Annotated in this window: 16 protein-coding genes and 2 pseudogenes; 3 read left to right on the top strand and 15 right to left on the bottom strand. The window is 38.0% G+C overall.

Translation table 11 applies throughout. From position 1 onward, the window contains the following. Positions 1-26 precede the first annotated feature (26 nt). The 5 genes from NV349_RS08875 to NV349_RS08855 form a co-directional block, all read right to left on the bottom strand. Positions 27-968 carry an ABC transporter permease gene (locus NV349_RS08875; RefSeq protein WP_271913024.1) on the bottom strand — a complete coding sequence of 314 codons (942 nt, stop codon included), beginning with the start codon at positions 966-968 and terminating at the stop codon, positions 27-29. Further along, positions 946-1,866 (bottom strand): ABC transporter ATP-binding protein, encoded by a 921-nt coding sequence (locus NV349_RS08870; protein ID WP_036117199.1) that lies wholly within the window; start codon positions 1,864-1,866, stop codon positions 946-948. The genes NV349_RS08875 and NV349_RS08870 overlap by 23 nt, the downstream gene beginning before the upstream one ends. Positions 1,867-2,014: 148 nt before the next feature. Next, positions 2,015-2,707 (bottom strand): ABC transporter ATP-binding protein, encoded by a 693-nt coding sequence (locus NV349_RS08865; RefSeq protein WP_271913022.1) that lies wholly within the window; start codon positions 2,705-2,707, stop codon positions 2,015-2,017. Between the two features lie 10 nt (positions 2,708-2,717). Continuing rightward, a complete protein-coding gene (locus NV349_RS08860; RefSeq protein WP_036117195.1) occupies positions 2,718-3,074 on the bottom strand; it encodes a GntR family transcriptional regulator in 357 nt (118 codons plus the stop codon). After that, the gene (locus NV349_RS08855; protein ID WP_271913020.1) at positions 3,071-3,856 is read right to left on the bottom strand and encodes a hypothetical protein; all 786 of its coding nucleotides are present in this window, start codon (positions 3,854-3,856) and stop codon (positions 3,071-3,073) included. Before NV349_RS08855 ends, NV349_RS08860 begins: the two co-directional genes overlap by 4 nt. A 282-nt stretch (positions 3,857-4,138) precedes the next feature. On the opposite strand from NV349_RS08855, the gene NV349_RS08850 reads away from it, so the two are divergent. Then, on the top strand, positions 4,139-4,360 hold the full coding sequence (locus NV349_RS08850; RefSeq protein WP_271913019.1) for a cyclase: 222 nt from the start codon (positions 4,139-4,141) through the stop codon (positions 4,358-4,360). 337 nt (positions 4,361-4,697) lie between these two features. Here the strand turns inward: NV349_RS08850 and NV349_RS08845 are convergent, their stop codons facing one another. From NV349_RS08845 to NV349_RS08830, 4 genes are all read right to left on the bottom strand, one after another. Beyond that, positions 4,698-5,333 (bottom strand): ABC transporter ATP-binding protein, encoded by a 636-nt coding sequence (locus tag NV349_RS08845; RefSeq protein ID WP_089932440.1) that lies wholly within the window; start codon positions 5,331-5,333, stop codon positions 4,698-4,700. Positions 5,334-5,339: 6 nt separating this feature from the next. Continuing rightward, positions 5,340-6,755 (bottom strand): hypothetical protein, encoded by a 1,416-nt coding sequence (locus tag NV349_RS08840; RefSeq protein WP_155273167.1) that lies wholly within the window; start codon positions 6,753-6,755, stop codon positions 5,340-5,342. A gap of 41 nt (positions 6,756-6,796) precedes the next feature. After that, complete coding sequence (locus tag NV349_RS08835) at positions 6,797-7,579, bottom strand: hypothetical protein (RefSeq protein WP_036117185.1); 783 nt, start codon at positions 7,577-7,579, stop codon at positions 6,797-6,799. Between the two features lie 229 nt (positions 7,580-7,808). Beyond that, entirely contained in the window at positions 7,809-8,204 is a 396-nt protein-coding gene (locus NV349_RS08830; RefSeq protein ID WP_051891561.1) for a hypothetical protein, read from the bottom strand. A gap of 497 nt (positions 8,205-8,701) precedes the next feature. Here NV349_RS08830 and NV349_RS08825 point away from each other — a divergent pair. Further along, positions 8,702-9,136 (top strand): annotated as a pseudogene (locus tag NV349_RS08825) (HAD family hydrolase); the annotation flags it as partial. A 17-nt stretch (positions 9,137-9,153) separates the two neighbouring features. Here the strand turns inward: NV349_RS08825 and NV349_RS08820 are convergent. The 4 genes from NV349_RS08820 to NV349_RS08805 form a co-directional block, all read right to left on the bottom strand. Beyond that, positions 9,154-10,704 carry a hydantoinase/oxoprolinase N-terminal domain-containing protein gene (locus tag NV349_RS08820; protein WP_058843738.1) on the bottom strand — a complete coding sequence of 517 codons (1,551 nt, stop codon included), beginning with the start codon at positions 10,702-10,704 and terminating at the stop codon, positions 9,154-9,156. Continuing rightward, positions 10,697-11,800, bottom strand: a complete 1,104-nt coding sequence (locus NV349_RS08815) for an S-methyl thiohydantoin desulfurase family protein (protein WP_058843739.1) — start codon at positions 11,798-11,800, stop codon at positions 10,697-10,699. Before NV349_RS08815 ends, NV349_RS08820 begins: the two co-directional genes overlap by 8 nt. After that, complete coding sequence (locus NV349_RS08810; RefSeq protein WP_271913017.1) at positions 11,797-13,065, bottom strand: cytosine permease; 1,269 nt, start codon at positions 13,063-13,065, stop codon at positions 11,797-11,799. The genes NV349_RS08815 and NV349_RS08810 overlap by 4 nt, the downstream gene beginning before the upstream one ends. A 136-nt stretch (positions 13,066-13,201) precedes the next feature. Beyond that, a complete protein-coding gene (locus tag NV349_RS08805) occupies positions 13,202-14,803 on the bottom strand; it encodes a PucR family transcriptional regulator (protein WP_249645804.1) in 1,602 nt (533 codons plus the stop codon). Positions 14,804-14,947: 144 nt separating this feature from the next. Between NV349_RS08805 and NV349_RS08800 the strand changes: the two are divergent. After that, positions 14,948-15,809, top strand: a pseudogene (locus NV349_RS08800) (pentapeptide repeat-containing protein). Between the two features lie 35 nt (positions 15,810-15,844). Here the strand turns inward: NV349_RS08800 and NV349_RS08795 are convergent. Both NV349_RS08795 and efeB read right to left on the bottom strand, forming a co-directional pair. Further along, the gene (locus NV349_RS08795; protein ID WP_271913016.1) at positions 15,845-17,560 is read right to left on the bottom strand and encodes an FTR1 family iron permease; all 1,716 of its coding nucleotides are present in this window, start codon (positions 17,558-17,560) and stop codon (positions 15,845-15,847) included. Next, positions 17,535-18,794, bottom strand: a complete 1,260-nt coding sequence (gene efeB, locus NV349_RS08790) for an iron uptake transporter deferrochelatase/peroxidase subunit (protein ID WP_271913014.1) — start codon at positions 18,792-18,794, stop codon at positions 17,535-17,537. Before efeB ends, NV349_RS08795 begins: the two co-directional genes overlap by 26 nt.

The raw sequence follows: 18,794 nt of genomic DNA, 5'->3' as shown, positions 1-18,794 counted from the left end.
AATTAGGGCACAGTTCTTATTTTAGATTATGCAGTTATATCACGTTTCATAAAGGTTGTATAACTAATCACAAGGAACAAGAATGCATAAACAGCAAGCACAGTTAAAGAGAAAGGCATCGTAACATCCGCAATCATGGAGCCACCACCATGTTCATACTGTGTTAAATCTGAATGCGTGAGCCAAATGTATTTGACAATGTCGTATCTACTCAAGAACATAACAATCATGCCACCTGTAAAGGAGAGGAACATCGTTAAACCAATCGCTAATGAGCTTGAACGGAACACCGAACCTACTAAAAAGGCAAATAATGTAGACATAACAAAATCACCACTAGAAAGTAGATAATGATACGCTAAATCCCCCCATACAGCCTTTTCAACTACTTGACCATTGACGATTTCTAATTCGACACCTGTTCCCATACCAAACAAGACCAAGCCCACAAGAGCACTTACCACCACATTCACAGCATATAAGAATAAACCAAATAGGAAGGTTGACAGTAGTTTGGACGTTAACACTTTCGCACGAGACATCGGACGTGTTAACAGCATTTTAATCGTACCCGTTGAAAATTCGCTCGACACAATACTAGCCGCTGTAATGACCGTAAATAAAGTAACAAGTGTGAGCATACCACTTGTAAAGGACATAAAGCTCGCAAGACTATTATCCTTTTGACTAGGCGCATCATTAGCTAAACGATATTCAGAAATAGCGATTTGCTCTTCATAACGGGCCTTATCTTCCTCCATTAAATCATCACTTGCAAGCATCTCCTTGTTCGCTTGGATTGCTTGCTGCTCGATCTCCTGCCAGGAGCCTTCATCTGTTGATTTTACTTCATAATATTTCATGATAGCACCAGGAACAAGAATAACAAGAATGAGCATCGCCACCATTGCCCAGGTTCCTTTTTTATGCCATAATTTCATCCACTCATTTTGAATTAGCTTCAGCAATTTGTCCGCCTCCAGTCATTTCTAAGAATTGATCCTCTAATGTTTTTTGATGTGGCTGTACAGCAAATAGTTGCATACCCGCTTGCACTAATTGAGTCGTCAATGCTGGAACATCCTCTTTCTTCATTTCCACTACATAGCCATCATTTTCAGCAACGAAATGGTAATCATGCTGTTCAAAATGAGCAGACAGCTGTTCTTTTGGCTGTGCCTCCACATAATAAAAGGATGAGCTTTCATTGTGAATATCACGGAGGTCAATGAGTTGCCCATTTTGAATCACTGCCACGCGATCACACATTAACTCAATTTCAGATAATAAATGACTCGATACAAAAACGGATACGCCATCTTCCGAAGCAATCTTGCGCAGGTACATACGGAACTCACGAATACCAGCAGGGTCTAAGCCATTTGTTGGTTCATCTAAAATTAAAAACTTTGGTCGATGTAGCAGCGCCTGCGCTAATCCTAGTCGTTGGCGCATCCCTAGTGAATACGTAGAAACCTTTTCATGTATACGGTTTTCAAGACCCACCTGTTGAACGACCTCTTGAATTCGTTCTTTCGTCACATTTTTATGCATACGTGCAAAATGGAGTAAATTTTTATAGCCTGACATAAATTTATACATCTCTGGATTTTCGACAATTACGCCAACCTTACTAATGGCTTCCTCATAATGCTCTTGTAGGGAAAGCCCATCAATAATGACATTGCCCTCTGTTGGATGCATCAGCCCGGTCATCATTCGTATGGTTGTTGTTTTCCCCGCTCCATTCGGTCCTAAAAATCCTGTAATCTGCCCTGGATATAAATCAATGTTTAACTGTTGAATTAATTGCTTGCCTCGAATTGTTTTCGATAAATTTTGCAATTGTACAATTGGTTCTGTCATATTTTTTCACCCTTTCTTATCCATTTCGCCTTGGCATAATGGTGTCCAGATTTTGATGGTACTTCTTCCACGATCAAAATCTATGACATCTGCCAGCGACTATATCCTCAATCAGTGGATGCTATTGAAGCAACACTGCTAAAAATGCTTACTGACGATAAAATCCCTTCATCCACTCGACTGCGTCCTTATTCGCCACATCGCGTAAGGTTTCAACTTCTTCATAAGCCGTGATGGACCCCGCCTGCAATAAAATAATTTGATCTAAAATAGGTTCTACCTCATATAATTCATGTGTTGATAGCAAAATCGTTTGATTTTCGATATCTGTAAATTGAATTAAGCCCTTAATCAGCTGTTCTCTCACAATGGGATCAAGCCCAGCAAATGGCTCATCCATGACATAAAAAGGAACCTCTCGACCAAGCGTAGCAGCCATTTTCATCCGACCACGATTACCCTTTGATAATTGACGTAGCTTCGTATTTTTATCCACCTGTAAAAATTGTGCGACGATACAGGCCTTATCATAGGAAAAATCTTCAAATTGAGAGGCATAATACTGGAATAGCTGTTCGCCCGTATAATACTCAAAAAACAAATCCGTATCGGGTAAATAAGCAATTTGGTCCGCACTTCTACGTGTGACAGGCTTGCCATTCAGTGTGACTTTACCGGCAGAAGGTCGTAATAAACCCGCTAATACTTTCATTAGCGTAGATTTACCACTTCCATTTTCCCCTACAAGCCCAATGATTTGTCCTATCGGGAAGGAAAAGGATATATCCTGTAAAATCGGCTGTTTCTTATATTGAAAAGACACATTTGATAGCTCTAACATACCCTTCACCTCACGCTTTATTTTTCAAAACATCAAGCATTTCTTCCTTTGAAAAGCCTAGTGCCTCAATCGATGTTAAAAAGTTTTCAGCTAGCTGATTTTTCATTTCTTCTCGTAATAATTCAATGCGTTCCTCATTGCTTGTAATAAATGTACCCTGACCTCGTTTGGTTTCCGTTATCTTCATCGCCTCTAACTCCTTATAGACACGTTGCACCGTATTGACATTCACACCTGTTTCAACTGCATATTCTCGAACGGACGGCAGTCGATCTCCCAGCCGTAACTTTCCCTTCAAAATGTCCCCACAAATTCGATCGACAAGCTGGCTATAAATCGGTTTATCACGTGAAAAATCCATTGTCATCGTAATACCACCTTTTCAAGCCATTTAGATGCTGCTAAAAAGAGCAGTAGCATGAATAATGTCATTGCCACTTCTTCGACAACATAAAACGAGCCTAGCATCCATTCCATTGTCATCTCTTTCCCTTTTGGTAAGTACTGTTCGATATGGCGAAGCGAAACTTCTCCACGGAGGAAGATCGTTTGGTACAGCTCACTTTCCATCATTCGCACCCAACCAGCTGTCGTTAAATAAAATGCAGCCATTGTCAGCACAATCGAAAAACGTCCTATTACGCGCTTCAACTGCAAATAAAAAGCTAAAAAGAATAAAAGAAGGATAAATAGCATTAATTGGAAAATCATTAACACAATAACAACTAATACCAAAGTCAATAAAATTTGTCCAGTACTTACAATCAGTTCATCTTTAATATTGTAGATGGCTATACTCGTAAAAAGTGTATTGAAGAGGACATAGCCTATTAACGAGCAAACCAACTTTGCACCGATAAGCTTCGTGATAGAGCTTGTTGAATGTAACCAGCTCTCCTTTGCTTTAATATCCAAACGCAACGTCGCTAAAAATTGTAAGACAGAATAAAATCCGCCTAGAGCAAGGACGAGCATCGTAAAGGCAAATGCTAGTTGATTCTCATGCGCAAAGAGATCAACATATTGATGTAATACATAGGGAACGATCCAAGATAACATGAGACCAATAAATATCCCCACTAGAAACCATGATCGGTAAAGTACCCATTCTTTTTTTAAAAGCCCTGCAAAACTTTTCAACCTCAACACCTCATGTCATAGTGTACTAGTCAAATAGTACACTATGACTTTTTAATTTTCAAGTGGCAAATACAAGAAAAAGGAAAAAACTTTTTCTTTAGGTCTGTCCTTTTAAAAAGCCTTCCATTCCTTTATTCTTTTGCAATATGAATGAATATTTGATTGAATGAACGGGGCTCATTTGTGCATGCAGAAACACTTCTTTTCAAAACGCTGCTTCTCGAAAGAAGGTATTCGCATGTGAAAAACAGAATATATTGATAGCATTCTAAGAGATAAGGTGGTATATGAATGGAGAAAAGAGTTGTCTTTGACTTTGAAATTGAGTTTACAAATGGAGGTGGCATACAAGGGCAGGAATTCCGTCTTGATCTTAATGGAGATGATATATCGGACGAAGAGCTAGCAAAGTATATTGTGGAAGATATGCGCTTGCTTATGGTACATAAGGTGCAAATCCTCAATAAGAAAATTATTACTGAAAAGCATAAGCGAAGCACTCTTAATGAGTAATAAGAAAGGATATGGAGCTAGTATTGCTTTTGATTTAAAAATTCCCTTCATCCTTTATTTATCAGCAAATGCAAAAACTCCATTTTGAAAAAAATGATCAAAATGGAGTTAATCTTTCTAACTAAGTATGGAATTTTTATAAGAATATTTAATCAATTAAATGAGCTTCTAATGCTTCTTCAATTTATTAAAATACCATAGTCTGTAAAAATCTTCATCATGTTTTGGACACTTATAATCAATTGCTATTTGAGAAAGATCCTCTATTCACTTATAGCTTTTAGAAGTTGATCCTTCTAATTATAGCTTCTGAGTTAAATTGTTAATAATATTACTTTTATAACTTCTCTAACTTAAATTTATTTATTCTATAAACTTCATCACAAAGAAGATCGATATCCTCTTGATTATGACTGGTCATAATAATTGTTTTCCCTTCCTTTTTATAATTAAGTAAGAGGCTACGTAAGTTTTCTACACTTTCAAAATCTAAAGCATTAAATGGTTCATCTAATATTAATACTTCTTGATTTTCCATAAATGCTTGTGCTAAAGCTAGCTTTTGCTTCATGCCTAGTGAATACTTCCGTACTTTCTGTTCAGCTGTGGGCTGAAGTCCAACTAATTCCATTGTTTTAATGATTTGCTCATCATCAATTTTATTCTGTATCATAGCCAGAGATTTTAGATTTTCAAAACCCGTTTTATTTCCTAAATATCCTGGCCTATCAATTATGACTCCAAAGTTCTTAGGAAAAGTTATATCCTTATGTAAATATTCTCCCCTGATTACTATTTCACCATGATCGGGTCTAACAAATCCACAAATCAACTTAAATAATACAGATTTCCCAGAACCGTTAGGACCTACAATTCCATATATTTTCCCCTTTTCAATAGTTAAATCTATATCTTGAAATATAGTTAAGCCCTTATAGGACTTTTTGACATTTCTTACTTCAATAAGGCTCATATATAGTCATACTCCCTCAAATATATATTTTTTGTTAAGTAAATAAAATATACATACCCCTTCAACTAATACTATAAGGATCAAATACAATGATACGATCATTGGTGATGTGCCATATATCAAATGGCTGTACCCATTTAAACCCACTGGAATGTATTTATAACCAGGGAATAATAATGCGATAAAGATGCCTATAGTAACCAAATTGGTTGAACTGCTCTTTGAAACTATTTGTAATGTAATCGACAGCAGAATGTAAATGCTTATTTGTAGAAAGCCATTGATAAAAAAGTGATATAGCAAAGAAGTAAATTTCATATCTTCCACTACTGTCACTCGAAAGGAAAATTCAATGCCCTTAAAATATGCCACTGTTAAAGTCAATATAAATATAAAAAACAAATACAATATTGCCATTAATAAAATATTACGCAACCATTCGCCCATCCATTTAAACATAGAGTTGTAGCGAATAATTTTGTAGTAGCTCAACTCAGAAAACTCACTTGCTAAATAGATTTGTGCCAAATATAAAAAGCCGAAGAAAATTACTATGTAATACAAATACGACAAAAAAGTATAACCCTCAGATGATGTACCGAAAAAATTAAGGAGAAATAGATCAATTACAGTATTACTTCGGGTATCTGCCATAAAGTAAGTTCCTAATACTAATACAAAAAGGTATACTACTATGCCCGTCTGAAAAGAAGTAAAGCTGACTATTTGTTTTCCATCTTTAAATTGCACGGCTAAATAGATTAATCCAAGAGAAACAATTGCTATTAAAGGGATAGTTAATGTGTTATTCCAAAGATTTAATGTTTGGAACATAACAACATAGTTTGATAAAGACAATTTCGCTAAATACTCAGGGAAAAGTTTCCAGGATACAAAAGAAAATATATATAGAACCGTAACAACAAAGCTTATCCATCTCCATGACTGAAGAAAGACATATATAGTAGTAACCGACATTAAAATAATAAATGTAGTAATAACGAACATAACTATTTGATATAAAAGAGCAAGAAGAGGGAGATCAAAATACTGTCTCATAATGGCAGTAGGTTCAAATAATTTACTTCCAGAACTCCATTCACTTGCAAAGGGAAGCCCTATACTCATGATGAATGCCACTAATAGCCAAACTATAATCGTCAAAGCTAAATACAATAAAATTTTCTTAGAAGCCATGAGTACCCACTTTTTATATGAGCCTAATCTGATCAATATATGATATTCAAAACCTTTTACTAAAAAAGTTACATAGAAATATAAGAGGAATGGTAAAACGAAATAAATAATTAAGTTAACATCACTTAATAATATTATTAGTAGATCCCAAGCATTAACAGGTGCATAACTTTCAATAATTGTTCTTCTTATTCCAAAACAATAAATAAAAATAACGAAACCCAACACATTCCACCTTAACTGCAGCAACTCATTGATAAGACTTCTCAAAATAACCATTCTGTCGAATTCCTTCTCTTAAGATATACATAACTCACAATCACAATTATTAATAAAAACATAAATGGTACAAATACAGTCCATAAGTCTTGTTGCATTATAGAGTACGGAAAAACTGTATATAATGGTGCAAACTTCGAAATACCTAACACAGCAGAAACAAAGCTCATTGCTTGATACCATACAAATGGTATCGATAAAGCAACAAAGGAATTATCTAAGATCAAGCATAAGATTAAAGGTAAAGTAGCATATAAAACTCCATTGATACCTACCCAGAGGGAGTATATAAATCCATACATAAAAGGTCCGTAAACTAAGAGTTGATCGAATGTTACCGTACCAGGCATATTCCCACTATCTCCAATATTAGTGATGAATGCAAATTGGGGGTTTATATATTGAGCAAAGAGGAATGGTAAAAACGCATACAAAAATGAAACCCCAAATGAAAGAAGTGCATTTACTATGATTTTAGCGTTCAAATAGATATTAAAATCTATTCTTATTTTGGTATATGTTAAATAATTATTATTTCTCTCATGAATGATTGTATCTGCAAAAACGAATAATACTAAAATTGGAAAAATCATTGCTCCAATACCATTGAGCAAACGCCCATAGAGATCAATATTGTCAGTGAAGGAATAGCCTTCATGGATTATTAAATATTGTATCCATACGGGTAAAATAATAATAAGAAACCAAGTTAGAACTCTATTAAACGTAAGTATTTGCTTAAATTCAACCCCTATTTGTTGTTTTAACATCTCTCTCTCCTATTCTTCGACTTAAAATAACAAACATCTAAAATAACGGTAACTTTACAAAATTCTAGTTTCCCTAATTAATAGTATCAACTCTAAAAAAGATAGATTAAATAGTAATTAATGAAAGGAGTAAAATAAAAAATAAAGTTTACTTATTAACAAAGACCATGTGGATTTAAAATCCTCATGGTCTTTAAATCTGTTTAAACAGGTTGACAAAATCCGTGAATTAGTTACCTTGGAATGTTCCAGTAACGGTGATAGGTAAAAATGATGTTACATCAGAACTGAATCTTGCTTGTATATATTTATCTTTTTTAATTGAATTTTCTAATAGATAGCCCTTATTAACATGAGATAAACGTACCCAAGGACCCGTATTTGTAAGTTTTGCCGTCTCTGCTCTTGCATCTAGTTTACTCTCGTTAGAGATAGAATCAATAAATAAATATCCATCCTTATCTGAGATAGATTTCTGTTGATATCCATCAGCTGATGATTGATTTAAACCAGGAACAGACGCATTGATGTTACGGGGCTCTGTTAGAGCTTGTACGTTTAACACGCCAGTTGTTAAAAGACCCAAGGAAAGTACTCCCGCTATTACTTTGCTATTTTTTTTCATCTTAACTTCTCCCTCCAACTAGTAGTTTTTCCACTTAATTCAACTATAACTCGGTAAATTTTCAATCTCTAGAATGAGTAAAGGATAAAACTTTTGAGAAAATAGTAAATTAAATATCTTAATGTAATGGAATTTTCCTCATTATAAAGGAAATATATTCACCTCTTATCTGCATAAAAAACCCATTACTATTTGAATATACCATTATTCCATATTTTTTACAATATTATATTTTGGAGGTTACAACTTGAGACATTTATTTACTGCCTAACAATATCTTGAAAATTTTAGAGGGAAAGTTTAAAAACTTTTGTGTAACCTTATTCAGCAAATCTGCTTTGGTTCGTTTCAATATCTTTCTTCACAATCTTTATAGCAACTTCAAAAAACTATTTCACTTTCAGAAATCTACGAAGCTGAAATGATTTTTAATAAATTTTTACAAATTCACAGCTAGTTGAAAGCGATGCTATTTGATTTAGACGATACATTACTGAATCGAAGACTTTTGGAATCGACAGTTTCCTTGTTGTTTTTCTATCAATCAAAATACGTTGAATATTATCCATTCTATCAAAAAGCATGTACAAGTTGGCATTATCACAAACGGGTCGGCTCAGAGACAAAAAGCAAAAATCATGCACACTCATTTAACTAGCTGTTTCAATCTCCTCATTATTTCTGAGGAAGTGGGCTACAGCAAGCCTGACAAGCGCATTTTTGAACTTGCCTTAAACAAGCTTCAAGTGCAACCAGAAGATGCATTATTCGTTGGAGATGACTTAGAAAAGGATATCGGCGGCTGTCAGCATGCAAAGATCAAGGGTATATGGTTCAATCCATATAGGCACAAAAATGATACTGACATCAGACCCTATGCAGAGATTCATTCGTTTGATCCATTAGCAAAAGGAAGAGCCCTGTTTGATTAGGACTCTTCCTTTATGTGTTAGACCATTTTCCCTACTACTTTTACCTTTAATCTTGTTGCATTTTCTGGATGATAGGCTAGTGGTGTTTCTTCTACTTCTACCAGCTCAATCGTCTCTTTAATGGCTCCTGCTAATACTGCTTGTTTCACCGCTTTACTTTGGGCATCCTTTAATGATTCCTCGCGAGGTTCCTTGGCATAAATATAAATTTGCTCATATTGACCACTAATTTGCGCAATAGAGGCACCGATGGCATTCGCCACACCACCATATTCATTTTTCACAATAATGGAAACGCCTCGAATCTGCTCTGGCACGATAATCCCCCCACCGCCTACTAAGACCAGTGACACATCTTCTGAGGAGGTTTTCATCTTATCAATGGCCTGCTCCAGTAAGGAAGAAATTTCTTCTTGAACGGCTTTGGCAAATGCTTCATCTAGATGTGCGACTAAAGTGGGGTCGCCTACTTCTGCTAAGCCTAGACGGACAGCGATATCCGTTGTTGTTAAAGTCGAGCCACCAAAGACAAGTGCCTCCTCACTAATTTGATAGCCTACACTATCTGGTCCAACGGTAATTTTGTCACCGTTCACACGAACAATACTACCACCACCAAGACCAACTGAAATAATATCTGGCATCCTAAAGTTTGTCCGAATGTCTCCTACTTCCACAGCAACTGAAGATTCTCGTGGGAATCCATCCTGTAATACGCCTATATCTGAAGTCGTTCCCCCAACGTCCAGCACCATTGTATTTTGAATTTGGGATAAATACGACGCTCCACGAATACTGTTTGTTGGCCCACAGGCAATCGTTAAAATTGGGAATTGTTTTGCATAATCGATGGACATTAACGTACCGTCATTCTGACATAAATAAACGTCTACATTAAAAATACCTTCCGTTTGAAGCGCCTGGACAAAGCCCTGTGTTGTTGTCTCAATGACCTTACATAATGCCGCATTTAGGATCGTTGCATTTTCACGTTCAATTAGCCCGACAGAACCAATTAATGAGGAGCAGGAAATAGGAAATTCCTCGCCATAGACCTCTTGAATCCATTCACGAACCTGTAATTCTTGATCATTTTTAATAGAAGAAAAGACACCAACAATTGCAATCGATTCTACTTGGTCGTGCCATTCCTCTAATAGTTTTTTAATTTCTTCTTGATTAAGAGCACTTAATAATTGACCATCGTATTCATAGCCACCATGTGCAATCGCATAATGACCCGACAATTGATCGATCATATCCGCTGGCCAAGCTGTATAAGGAAGTACTGATGCCGTTGCTGGATAGCCTAACCGAATAACACCGACTTTTGCTAGCTTTTTACGTTCAACAATGGCATTTGTACATTGGGTTGTCCCTAACATTGCATGTGTTATTTTTGTTTTATCAATATTTGCACCCTTGAGTAATTGTTGCAAGGACTTTTCAATACCCGTTTTAATATCTAAGCTTGTTGGTGATTTCACACTGTAAATAAGTTGACTATTATGGTCTAAAAGGATGGCATCCGTATTTGTTCCGCCCACATCAATTCCAATTTTATACATGTTTTGCTACCTCCTTTTTCACCATTTCCTCAATTGGCATGTAATCATAATCATAGCCAAAGTATCTTGGTCCTGCTGTTTCAATGCCTTTTGCTGTACGCCACTTTTCATGTGCTGGTAAGCCAATCACACGCACACGTTTACCATATTTTAAGCTTTCTGTTGTAACAGGCAATAATGTTTCATAATCCACCAAACAAATTAAGTCTGGTGTCATCGCAACAACCTGCTCGTTTTTCTCTGCTAATAAGTTTTCATTTTGGAAATGAACCTTCATTTGATCGTTTTTATAGGAATCAATCCCTTCAAGATTCATTTTACCTAGATTAAAGCCACCTTTTGTTTCACGAATAACATCTACTATTTTTCCTTGGAATAGCTCATAGCCCTCTACAAGCGTTAAAAGATTTTCTAGCTTATCGTTCACCTCTTGATCTTTAGAGGCAATAATTTCACCGATTTTTTCAGAAAGCGTCACAATATGATGCACACCACTTTTCTTAATTTGTGCACCGGTCGTAGGATACAGGCTCACTAGAGAACTAGCGCCCATCTCTACCGTTGCAGTTCGGGCGAGACGCTCCGTCCATTTATTATCAATCGTTTCAAAAATACCAATATTCCCTTTTTCATCTGTGATGGCCATTGGGGTTGCCGAAATTCCATCTAGGTTAAAGGTCACCATTTGTAATTCCGGGAATGCACGACCCATCCCGTCGCAATCAATCAGCGGTAATCCAAGCTGTGCAGCTACTACAATCGGAATCATCGAATTGACGCCGCCCGCTTCCATTGGATAAGTGCCTGCAATTTTTTCTTTTCCTAAATATTGAGCAAGCTTTTGGAATACCTTGACAAATTCATCCCCACGTGGAAATTTTTCTACTAACACGGAAGGTGCACCCATCATCGCTGCTGGAATGAAAAAGTCATCATCCCCAATTTCATCCACCGAATACAACTTCACAGGCCCATTTTTTTCGATGGCAGAAAGCGCCATAAGTTTCCCAATGTATGGATCTCCGCCTCCACCTGTTCCTAGAAATGCTGCACCAATGGCAATATGTTCAATAGCTGCTTGATCTAAATATCTCATCTATGTTCCTCCAGTATGACCGTTTTTTGTATGGATAGACGATACCCAATATAATAAATAACGAATGAAATAATAATGCCAATCATCGGTTGATTTGGCAGTGATGGCAACTCAGGGAATAAAGAGAATACCACTGGCATACAGGCAATCATAGCCCCTACTAACCAAGAAAATACGCCTAATCGATTGACCCCTTCCACCTCATGCCAGCTATCTGCTTTGCCTTTATGAATCACCCAATAGGAGGCAATCATCACCCCTGCAACAGGTGGAATCATGGCCGATAAGATCGACATAATAGGTGTAAAATAATTTAATATCCCAACTACCGCTAAAATTGTGCCAATTGTTCCTGCAACCCCAATCGCTAAGCGCTCTTTGTTTTTGGCAACATCGAACACATTAATTAAAGCGATACCGCCAGAAATGGCATTGACCAAATTCGTTTTCCATGTCGCTAAAATCAAGCCAACCCCACCAATAAACGGTGTTGCGATATGCAGAAAGACAGCTGTAATATCACTTGTCTGATAGGCAATCGTTAAGATGGCTCCTACCACAATCATTAGTACACCAGCTGGAATAATGCCCAATGCAGCGGCCTTGACTACATCTGAACGCTTTTTGGAAAATTGCGAATAATCTCCCGCTATGACAGCCCCTAAAGCAAAAGATCCAATCGTTACAGCTAAACCATCCATAAAGTTCATATTCCCCTGTGGCTGATAGTCTCGAATAAGCTGTAGCTGATCGCCCGTTAATGTTTGCCCTAAACCGTAAAGGCAAATGATGACAAGTAATGGTACGGCGATATAGCTTAATACACGTAACACTTTCATTCCATAAAGAGCGGATACGACCATCACCATACCACTTATCAATGAAGCAAGCGGAATAGGTATATTCAAATGATAGATTGCTAGTAAATTCGCTAAGGCAACGCCACAAACATTGGCCTGAATACCAAACCAGCCTAAGCAAGCAATGGCTAAAATAATGGACAAAATAGTACGAGAGCCTTTTTTACCAAACACTTGCCCTGCCACATGAACAGTTGGTTTTCCTAAATCACTGCTTTGCATTCCTTGTAAAATCATAATGAATACGACAATCGCGTAGCCTACAAAAGCGACAGCAAGTGCCTTTGATAGACTCATATTTGTTATGAGTGCGTTACCTACTAATAAACTGGGAATACAAATCATGGCACCCGCCCAAATAATGCCTAAGCTATACCATGATTGACCTTTGTTTTCGTTTTGCATATGACTCCCTCCTTGTTATTGCTTGATTGGTTAATGTTCTTCATTATAAAAGAAAGGGTGGTTTCACGTCTTTTGCGTAAATGAAAAAAATAATCTGAAATTTTGTTCAAAATGACAAAATTTCAGATTATTCTAATCAATCATTAATCAATCGATACAGCATACAAGCCATATACACATCGTAAAATTCTGCGTATACTGTGACATCTGTGCCAATCAACTCACTAATTTTTTTAATGCGATATTTCACTGTATTTTTATGAATATAAAGTAGCTCTGCACAGCGCTCCACACTAGCATTTGCGTCTAATAAAAAGGTAATTAAGGTCTGTAAGGAATCATGATCGCGCAAGATAGGTTCAATGACAGACAAATACTCTTCAATCATTTCTTCTCCCTGTATACTGACATCCATCGCCCTTTTCATGGAGCGTACTTCCGCTGCCGTAAACAGCTTTTGCATTGGATAAATGGTATGGGCCTTGTCCCCCACCTGATTGACCAATTGATACATTTGACGAACAGACTTTGTATTTCTCATTTTGGGCGCATAAACAATTTCCGCTATTTGAGCAGTATAGCTTGTAGTATCGTTAAATTCAGTGGCAATTTCAAATTCATGATGTTTATACAAACAATTCCCTAGTAACACAATTATACAATGATCAATGCATTGTATCACTCTTGTTTGGTAATACTTGGACAGCTGCTCTTCTAATTCATCGCGAATTCTTTTTTCGTCCGCTAAATCATGCATGTAGACGAGCCACATCATTTGAATGGCGGAAACATCTATATGAAGGAGATTCGCTAATCTTCTCATTTTTTCACTTTCATCATTAATAATGGCTTTCACTAAGGCATACTCACTTACCTCATCATGCTTGTCCCCCCATAAATTAATGGCTACTTGCACAACCTCACTTACTTTTTCAATCGTTTTGGCAGGCAGTTTTGTATTTTCTTTAATTAAGAATAAAAAGAGGGGCTCGCCATTTTTCTGATGCACTCTTTTATAGTCAACGACACAGGAGACATCACTTCTTTCTAGCTCTAGCTTTCCTGTTTCGTGCTGGAAGTTGGCCTGCGAGCATTCTTCAATAACGTTCGCTACATCTAATGATGAATTTCGTGGCCACATCACTTGATTCACAATATCAAAATGATTATTTGTGAGCACAATATTGGCTTTCAAACGATCTGAGAGCATTTTCAGCGTAATTTCAACACTTCTTAAATGCTCTGGCAGTAAGGATACCTTTTCCAACGTTTCTTTCACAAAATGATCATTCACACCTTGATTGCTAACAATTGCCTCCATTACCTCATAAATTACCTCGTTATAACGCAGTGAATAATCATTTCTTGGCATACAAATGATAATAAATCCTTGCGCCTCCGCTAAGTCAAGCACTTCCTTTGGAATATCGGGCAAGACAATACCGACATAATATAAAATAAGACCAAGCTCTCCTAAATCATGTAAATGCTGAATCGTTTCGCATTGCTGCTCCACACTATCTCGTATGGAGTAAAAAGAGCTAATGACAATCTCTTCTGCATACCATTCCTCTTGCACACGATTAATAATTTTAGAATAAAAATCAACATTGGATACCTCTAATACAGATAAGGAAGATACCGTACGATGTAAATTATTTCGACCTGTTAGCACCTCTGCCCCCCGAAAGGATGGCAATTGTAATAATTCATTGACCGTTACCCCATGCTTCACCACCACTTTTCTCCACAACTCTTTTGAAGAAGAATACCATATCCCCTACGATCTTTCAAAATACAGTTTTATCCTTATTTTAACTGCTAGTCTGTCGTTAATAATAAACTATTAACTATATGAATGAGGTAAGAGAGGACAATGAGGATGTCACATCAGACAAAAAGAGCTACCTCTGTTGGCAAAAAATCCGTGAAAGCTTACAGGCGGATTGCCAAAGCTATTTCGGCTTATGCTGTACCGCTTTAAATATCGTTGCTTCCAGTGACTTTGCCATCAATAAACCAGCTGGCTCCCCATGCCCTAATTTACAGGATGACTATAGCTGTCATATCCATAGCAAGCTACAAGACACAGGCTTTAAAGGCTGTACGGTTTTTGATTGCTTGGGTGCTGGGCAGCAAGTGTCACAGGTCACGTTTCATGGACAAGATTGGCGACAATCCCGTGAGCATGCTGACAAGTTGTTTCGGGTTTTCCCAATCATGGAACAGCTTTACGAAATGCTTGCTTATGTAGCTGAGGCCTTATCCTATCAGGTGAACAGCCGCTTGATGAGCAGCTTCTAACGCAATTGGAGCAGCTACAACAAGCAAAATCACTTGATGCCGATGCCTTATTAGCACTCGATATGATGGCTATTCGTATGCCTGTCAATGCGCTATTACTACAAACAAGCGAACAAATTCGTCAACAGAGGCTGAAAGGCAAAATCACGCGACATTTGAATCAGCGTGGAGCGGATTGGATGGGCAAAAATTTAAAAGGCAAGGATTTACGAGCGACTGATCTAAGGGGTAGCTATTTAATCGCGGCCAATCTTCAAGATGCTAATTTACAAGCAGTAGATTTCATCGGAGCTGATTTACGTGATGCCAATTTACGTGGGGCTGACCTTTCGACAAGTCTGTTTTTAACACAAATGCAAATGAACGCCGCACAAGGTGACCGCTCTACTAAATTGCCTTCCTATCTGAAACGACCTGCCCATTGGCAATCAAAAAGGTAGATGGCGGTTTACGTACGCTCATCTACCCTTTATCGTTAGGCTCGTTTCTTTTTATAGATTATAGTAGCTGCCACTAACACAAGTAAGATTGCCTGCCCAATGATGGTTTCCGCTGTTGGATAGAAGCCAATCAGGCTAATGACAGGTAAGCCATCAACAATCGTCGTGGACAGATTATCCGTGAGCTGCAATGTATGCAGACTGACACCAATAATTTTAAAGGCTAATACATAAATAAGCACCGTTGCGACAGCAAAAAATTTATGGATGGAGATTTTGCCACTTGCTTTAAATAATACAATAGCCAGTACAGTAAGTATAAGCAGTGCTATAACAATCCCAAGAATAAATTGCGAAGTCTCCATTTTCGGTGCAATACCCGCGTAAAAGACTAGTGTTTCGGCTCCTTCACGGAAGACCGATAAGAAACTAATGGCAGCCATCGCAAAAATAGAACCACTAGAAATGGCATTGCCCATTTGTTTCGAAATATAGCGATTCCAACTGACTACACTTGATTTACTATGCAGCCAAATACCAACACCGATCATCATCGCTGCTGCAACTAGCCCAACATAACCTTCCATTAATTCTCGATTCGTATCAATTGTTGCTGAATTCAAAATCGTGGACATGAGGATGGCAGCAATGGCTGATAATAGAACGCCGACAAACGCTCCAACATAAATCCATTTGCGCATCTTATTCTGTCCTGATTTATTGAGGAATGATACTAAGGCTAAAATAATCAGTAGCGCCTCTAGTCCCTCACGCAGCAAAATTAATGCAGCATCCCAAATTGTATAATCTGAATCCCCTTGAATCAGTTCGATTTCAGTACGGAAAGTATCTAATTTTTTTGTGATTGCTTGCTGATCGACGTTGGATTTTAATAAATCACTTGCGATAATCGGCATATCACTTTCGATTTTCGTATAAAGACTGCCATTACGTGTGGAAATTTCAATCTCTACACTTGGCCAAATGGTAATAAACTCACGTATTTTATCAGCAGCCGCCTGATAATCACCAGCATCAACAAAGTCCTTTGCCTCATCGATATAAGCAATCAATGTCGCTAACGAATAGTCCCCTTCAACCACTTCAGCTGTTTCGTTACCAGCCACAAAATCCTCAATCGTTTGCTGCAAATCCTCAAATTGAGATTGCATAAGGGCTATATCTGGCTCCTCTGCCGAAATGGCGATACGTAGAAACGCCATTTGTGTTTCGATTTGCCCATACATCGCAATGCTTTGCTCACGCACAGGGCGCTCATTTTTATTCCATTTGCTATTAAAATCTTTGTAGGCTTCATCAATAGACTGAATGTCCCCACTGGCTAAAGCTTTTTCGAAGTCTGCCATGATCGGCTTAAACTTTTGCCCAAACTCTGCTCGCTGTGCCGCTTCGTCCACTGGATTTTCAAGTTTTTCTAGGGCACGTAATGCATTCGACAGTGCCGACAACGCCTCTAAACGCTCGTCTTTGGATGTTGCTTCAGTAGCCTGCGCAAGCATTTCATCGACCTTTGCTTTGGCATCTTTCTGCTCTGAAGAAACTTTAGCCCAGTCCGCAGCAAATTGTTCGAGCGCCTGCTTGGCCTCCGTCTCTTTATCCTGCTTCGTATTCATCAGTGCATCACTAATCGCAATATATAAATGGCTATAAGATTGCGCTGCCTGCACAGGTAGAGCTAAAGTTAGGATTAAGGCAATGATAATACTACAGCGCGTTAAAAAGTGCTTCACCTAAATAACTCCCCTTTTGTACACCAGGGAAGCAAGCAAACACGGCACTGCCTCGATGGGTAATATACTCATTCATTTTATCCATACGCCCTAAGCTATTTTGGATTGTTGTAAATTGGGCTGGGTCTTTTTGAAAAGAAATAAAGATTAGCCCTGCATCATGGGTTCCTGTATTCGACATGACACCCGATGCATACGAGTAAGAACGTCGTAAAACACGTGCACCCGATTTACGTGCTAAATGAACATGTGACGTATCAGGCATAATATAATTGCCCTTGTCATCCTTTGCCTCTACATCAAAATCATCAAATTCCTTTGTTTTGCCAAATGGTGCACCACTGTCACGATAACGACCAAATGTAGCCTCTTGATCTTTCAATGATGTGCGATCCCATGTTTCAAGATGCATTTGAACTTTTCGTGCGATTAAATAAGAGCCGCCCTTTAGCCAGCCTTTATCCACCCACACAATCTTATTTAAGTCTTTTTCATCCGTAATGGCTGGATTCACCGTACCATCCTTGAAGGCAAAGAGATTTCGAGGTGTCCCTCCACCAGCTGGAAACGAGTTAAAGCCAGCCTGTGACCATTTAATCTCTACTTTACCAGAAGCAGCTCGTACTAAATTGCGCACTGCATGGAATGCCACCTGTGGATCATCTGCACAGGCTTGAATACACAGATCACCACCTGTATATTCCTTCTGTAGCTGATCTTTAGGGAAATGTGGTAAATTCTTTAGCTCCGCTGGTTTTACATGCTGCATTCCCAGTTTATCGAATAGCGAAGGACCTACACCGATAGTAATCGATAAATTGGCTGCATCTAAGCCCTCTGCCTCTCCTGTATCACCTGTTGGTACTCTCGTATTCGTCGAAACATCGACCATTAATTCACCATTCATTAAACGCACAACAAGAGGTGTCCATTGCTGGAACAACTCTTGTAGTTCCTTCTTCGATGTCACTAACACATCTAAAGAAGCAAAATAAATATTCGTTTGAACAGGTGTCACGATACCCGACTGGTGCTCGCCATAGAAATTGATCTTATTGCTAGCCGTCGTGCTATCTGCTGCTGTCTCAAAAACATCATAGCCCATCGCTTTCATGACACCACCCAAACCGGAGGCACCGATGGCAACACCTGCCACACCGATGCTTGTCAGCTTCAACATATCACGTCTAGAAATTTTTTTATTAATCAATTTTTCTTCATTGGACGTTGTCAT

Origin of the sequence: Lysinibacillus sp. OF-1 (assembly GCF_028356935.1) — a bacterium.
GTDB classification, from domain to species: Bacteria; Bacillota; Bacilli; order Bacillales_A; family Planococcaceae; genus Lysinibacillus; species Lysinibacillus fusiformis_D.
This window is presented reverse-complemented; position numbering and strand designations above follow the sequence as displayed.